The 3441-nt window shown below is 71.7% G+C and carries 4 protein-coding genes; 1 reads left to right on the top strand and 3 read right to left on the bottom strand.

Annotation, left to right across the window (positions count from 1 at the left end; genetic code table 11):
* Positions 1-327: 327 nt before the first annotated feature.
* Positions 328-1335 (bottom strand): stage II sporulation protein M, encoded by a 1008-nt coding sequence (locus ACFYW1_RS38910; RefSeq protein ID WP_389004556.1) that lies wholly within the window; start codon positions 1333-1335, stop codon positions 328-330.
* Positions 1336-1458: 123 nt separating this feature from the next.
* Between ACFYW1_RS38910 and ACFYW1_RS38905 the strand changes: the two genes are divergently transcribed.
* The gene (locus ACFYW1_RS38905) at positions 1459-2454 is read left to right on the top strand and encodes an RDD family protein (RefSeq protein ID WP_389004554.1); all 996 of its coding nucleotides are present in this window, start codon (positions 1459-1461) and stop codon (positions 2452-2454) included.
* Between the two features lie 96 nt (positions 2455-2550).
* On the opposite strand, the gene ACFYW1_RS38900 is transcribed toward ACFYW1_RS38905, so the two are convergent.
* Both ACFYW1_RS38900 and ACFYW1_RS38895 read right to left on the bottom strand, forming a co-directional pair.
* On the bottom strand, positions 2551-3162 hold the full coding sequence (locus tag ACFYW1_RS38900) for a hypothetical protein (protein WP_389004552.1): 612 nt from the start codon (positions 3160-3162) through the stop codon (positions 2551-2553).
* Positions 3163-3354: 192 nt separating this feature from the next.
* A partial coding sequence (locus ACFYW1_RS38895; protein WP_362693304.1) for an adenosylhomocysteinase occupies positions 3355-3441 on the bottom strand: 87 nt, incomplete at its 5' end.

Below are 3441 nucleotides of genomic sequence, written 5' to 3'. Positions count from 1 at the left end.
CCCTTCCGACTCTACCAGAACCTTTTCCCGTTCCGTTTCCGGACCGGATTCCGAATTCTCGGTGACCGTCGAAGTGGTCTTTTGCCTTTCGGCGGATCCAGACTTTACCAGAAAAATTCTGCCGAAAAATCGGCTTCATGATTCGAAGTAAGAGGATCGACGGCTCTGCGGAAATCTCGTTTCCGGTGAGAGCGATGTAGAGATTAACTGTCGGGCTCGAACCTGTCCAGTCCGAGGCAACCGTTAAAATCTACCTCCCCAGATCCGCCGTGTCAACAGCTTCCTGGGCGAAGAGGAGACTAGCAGGTCAGCGGGGCCGTACGCACATCAGGCGGCGACGGGGAGTTCGGCGCTGCGTTCCGCGGCTTCGACGTCGCCGCTCTCGCCGGCGCGTGCCGCTCGGCCGCCCAGGAGGTAGACGTAGGCGAGGAAGGCCAGCTCCGCCCCGATGCCGATGGTGACGCGGCCCCAGGTCGGAAGGCCGGAAGGGGTGACGAAGCCTTCGATCACGCCCGAGACGAACAGGACCAGGGCCAGGCCGATGGCCATGCCGATCGCGGCCCGGCCCTGTTGGGCGAGGGCCGAGCGCCGGGTTTGCGGGCCCGGGTCGATGACCGTCCAGCCGAGGCGCAGTCCCGTGCCCGCGGCGACGAAGACGGCGGTGAGTTCGAGCAGGCCGTGCGGAAGGATCAGCCCCATGAAGGTGTCGAGCCGGCCCGCCGAGGACATCAGGCCGATGCCGACCCCGAGGTTGAGCACGTTGACGAAGAGGATCCAGATCACCGGGACGCAGAGGAACGCGCCCAGGACCAGGCACATGGCCGCGGCCTGGGCGTTGTTCGTCCACACCTGGGCGGCGAACGACGCCGCCGGGTGACTGGAGTAGTACGTCTCGTACTCCCCGCCGGGGCTGGTGAGGCGGCGGAGGTCGTCGGGGGCCGCGATGGCCGACTGGACCTCCGGGTGCGTGCCGATCCACCAGCCGATGACCGCTGCCAGCACCGTGGAGAGCACGGCCGTGGGTATCCACCAGTGCCGGGAGCGGTAGACGGCGGCGGGGAAACCGGCGGTGAGGAAGCGGGTGACATCGCGCCAGGAGGCTCGGCGGGTGCCCGTGACCGTGGACCGGGCGCGCGCCACGAGCTGGGTGAGGCGGCCGGTGAGCATCGGGTCCGGGGCGCTGGACTGCAGGAGCGAGAGATGGGTGGCCGTGCGCTGGTAGAGCTCGACGAGTTCGTCGGCTTCCGTGCCGGTGAGGCGGCGCCCGCGACGCAGGAGCTGGTCCAGGCGGTCCCACTCGGCACGGTGGGCGGTCACGAATACGTCGAGATCCATGTTCGGCTGCTGCTCCAGGCATGGGTGCGTACGGGTTCGTACTACGGCGGCGGCGCGCTGCGGGCCAGCTTGGCAGACTGAGGGCCCGAGGGGCAGGGACGATCGGCGAAGGATGGGGCGGCGATGAGTGAGCTCGTGACCGGGGACGCGGTCGTACTGGGGCTGCGGCCGGCGAAACTGCCGAGCCGGGCGCTGGCGGTGACCATCGATCTCGCCGTGGTGGGGGCGGCGTTCGTCCTGGTGTCGATCGGGCTGGCCGTCGCGACGGCGACGCTGGACGACGCGGCGCTCGCGGCGGTGTCCGTCGCGAGTTTCCTGCTGGTGCTGGTGGGCGGGCCGATCGCGGTGGAGACGCTGAGCCATGGGCGTTCGCTGGGGAAGCTGGCGTGCGGGCTGCGGGTGGTCCGGGACGACGGGGGGCCGATCCGGTTCCGGCACGCGCTGGTGCGCGGGGCCGTGGGGGTCGTCGAGATCCTGCTGACGCTCGGGGTCGTCGCCTGCGTCGCCTCGCTGGTGTCGGCCCGGGGACGGCGGCTCGGGGACGTGTTCGCGGGGACCCTGGTCGTACGGGAGCGGGTGCCGGCCTCGCGGGCGGCCGCTGTGCCGCCTCCGCCGCCGTGGCTGGTCGGGCGGTTCGCGGGGCTGGACCTGTCGGGGGTGCCGGATTCCCTGTGGCTGGCCGTCCGCCAGTACCTGACCCGGATGCACCAGCTCGACGCGCAGGTGGGCGGGGCGATGGCGGAGCGGCTGGCCGGGGAGCTGGCGGGGCGGACCGGGGTTCCGGCGCCGGAGGGGGTGCCGGCCGGGGCGTACCTGGCCGCGGTGGTGAACGAGCGGCAGGCGCGGGACGCGCGGCGGATGTTCGTCGCGGCTCAGGAGAGTGCCCGGGAAAGCGGTGCACTGGAGAGTCGGGAGAGTGCCGTGCGTCCCGGTGGTTCCGGGGAGCCCGCAGGCGTGGCTCCCGGGTGGGCGCCGGTGGTGTCCGGCCCCGTCGCGGAAGGCTTCGGGGCTGGTGCGCCGGGGCGGTCCGCTGACGTGGAGGGGCCGGGACGGGACGCGGGGGCCGTGGACGACAGGACGTCGCCGCCCGCCGCCACCGGCTTCGCCCCGCCCGCCTGAGAGCTGCCGGCCCGGGAGCCGACTGCCCGGGGGCGGCCGCCTGAGAAGCATCGCCGGCCGGGGACTCCCCGTGTGCCCGAGGAGCCGACCGTTCTCTCAGGTGTACGAGGGCGGAGAGTCCAGGTCCTCCAGTTCGATGCCGGGGGCTGCCAGAACCACGTCACCGGCGATGTGAACGGTGTGCCGCTCGCCGGTGTCCAGGGCGCTGACCTGGTATTCGTCCACGGTCAGCGGGCCGTTGTCAGTGGTGTGCGCTTCACTGTTCACCAGGGCCCAGGACTGGTCGACGGTCCGGGGTGCGAGGACCGGATCCGTGAAGGCGACCAGGCGTACGCGGGTCGCGGGCGAGGCGGGGGTGAGGCGCAGGAGCCGTGCGGTCGCGATGAGGAACGCGGGGGACGTGCCGGTGAAGGCGTGGGCGGGGACATTGCCTTCGGTGGCGTGGGTGCCGGTCGGGTCGGTGCGGACCCAGGTGACGCCTTCGAGGGCGGCGCCGCGGACCTGCCAGCTCGCGGCGTGGAGTTCGAGGCGGATGGGGCGGCCGAGTTCGTCGAGGGTGAGATCGACGGAGCCGAGGTGATCACCGGACGGGGCGGTGGTCCGGGAGATGTAGCGCCAGCCGGAGGGGCCGGGGGCGCATTGGAAGTGCTCTTCGCCGAGGGGGGTGTGATCGTGGAGATCGTGGATCGAATATCGGCCGCGGGGCATGGGGTCCTTCTGGGGTCCTCGGGCTGAGCGGGCGCGGTACGGCGCAGGCCCCCGACACGGGGGTGCGGGGGCCTGCGTTCGTCACTGCTGCTGAGACCGTTCCGGTCGCCGGTGGCCGTTCGTCACCGACCGGTGGTGACCATCCGGGTGGTCACCGGCCGGCCGGTGCCGGGCGGTGGCCGGCGGGTGGGGTCAGTAGCGGTAGTGGTCGGGCTTGTAGGGGCCCTCGACCTCGACACCGATGTACGCGGCCTGCTCCGGGCGGAGCGTGGTGAGCTT

The organism is Streptomyces sp. NPDC002669, from assembly GCF_042889165.1.
In the GTDB taxonomy this organism is placed as follows: Bacteria; Actinomycetota; Actinomycetes; order Streptomycetales; family Streptomycetaceae; genus Streptomyces.
Note: the sequence above shows the minus strand (reverse complement) of the source record. Positions and strands in the feature narration are given on the sequence as shown.

Coding starts and splice junctions, on each gene's coding strand:
- ACFYW1_RS38910 (WP_389004556.1), bottom strand. CDS start 1,335: ATGGATCTCGACGTATTCGTGACCGCCCACCGTGCCGAGTGGGACCGC.
- ACFYW1_RS38905 (WP_389004554.1), top strand. CDS start 1,459: ATGAGTGAGCTCGTGACCGGGGACGCGGTCGTACTGGGGCTGCGGCCG.
- ACFYW1_RS38900 (WP_389004552.1), bottom strand. CDS start 3,162: ATGCCCCGCGGCCGATATTCGATCCACGATCTCCACGATCACACCCCC.